Raw genomic sequence first — 1,194 nt, 5'->3', positions numbered from 1 at the left:
ACTGTCAGGAATTTCGTGTAAGAGGCGTTGTTCACGTTATTGATCAGACGGTGGCGCGGGCGAAGCGGTCACCGAAGAGAATGGCGAACTGGGCTTTTGCCATAGACCATTCCCTTGGGGGCATGATCCATTCTTTCTCGGCCCGGTTCAAGGCCAGAAAGAGGAGCTTGAGAGCCGCGTCGTCATTGGGGAAATGCCCTCTGGCCCGGACGGCCCGCCTGAGCTTGGCGTTCAGCGCTTCTATGGCATTGGTCGTATAGACCAGTTTCCGGACGTCGGCAGGGAAGGCGTAGAAGGGAATGACCTCCTCCCAGGCCCGCTCCCAGGACTGGACGATCATTGCGTATTTCCGACCCCAGGGGCTTTCGGCAAAGGCAGCCAGAGCGGTTTTTCCAGTCTCGGCGTCCACCGCCCGGTAGATATCCTTCAGAGCCGTGGCCACGGATTTGCGGTCTTTCCAGGCGACGAAATCCAGCGAATGGCGCAGCAGGTGAACGATGCAGGTCTGCACCAGGGCTTCGGGGAAGACGGCACGGATGGCGTCGGGAAAACCCTTGAGCCCATCAACCACGGCCAGCAGGATATCCTCGACGCCACGATGGCGTAGCTCGTTCATGACACGGAGCCAGAATTTGGCGCCCTCGTTCTGCTCGATCCACAGGCCGAGGATCTCCTTCGTGCCGTCGACGCGTATGCCCAGGGCGATATGCACCGCCTTGTTGCGCACCATGCCTTCGTCACGGATCTTCACCCGCAGGGCATCGAAGAACACCACCGGATAGACCACCTCCAGCGGCCGGTTCTGCCAGGCTGCCACTTCGTCCAGAACGGCGTCGGTGATGACGCTGATCAGGTCCGGCGAAGCTTCCATCCCATAGATTTCAAGCAGATGGCCCTGGATCTCACGTACGCTCATCCCACGCGCATACATCGAGATGACCCGATCATCGAAGCCGGGAAACCGCCGCCGGTAGCGGGCGATCAGTTGCGGATCGAACGTTCCCGCCCGATCACGGGGGATGTCCAGCCGTACCCGACCGGCATCCGTCAGCACCGTCTTCTGCCCATAGCCATTGCGACAGTTCGGGCGACCAGCCACAGTCTCGCCGTCCAGATGGTGGTCCAGTTCGGCGTTGAGCAACCGCTCCGCCAGGGCTTTCTTCATATCGCCCAGAAGGGCATCTGCGTCTGACA

Annotated in this window: 1 protein-coding gene; it reads right to left on the bottom strand. The window is 60.6% G+C overall.

All coding sequences use genetic code 11. The features are described from left to right. Positions 1-43: 43 nt before the first annotated feature. The coding region (locus GXY01S_RS16700; RefSeq protein ID WP_061276895.1) for an IS256 family transposase at positions 44-1,194 on the bottom strand (1,151 nt) is incomplete at its 5' end.

The organism is Komagataeibacter xylinus NBRC 15237, from assembly GCF_001571345.1.
GTDB classification, from domain to species: domain Bacteria; phylum Pseudomonadota; class Alphaproteobacteria; order Acetobacterales; family Acetobacteraceae; genus Komagataeibacter; species Komagataeibacter xylinus.
Note: the sequence above shows the minus strand (reverse complement) of the source record. Positions and strands in the feature narration are given on the sequence as shown.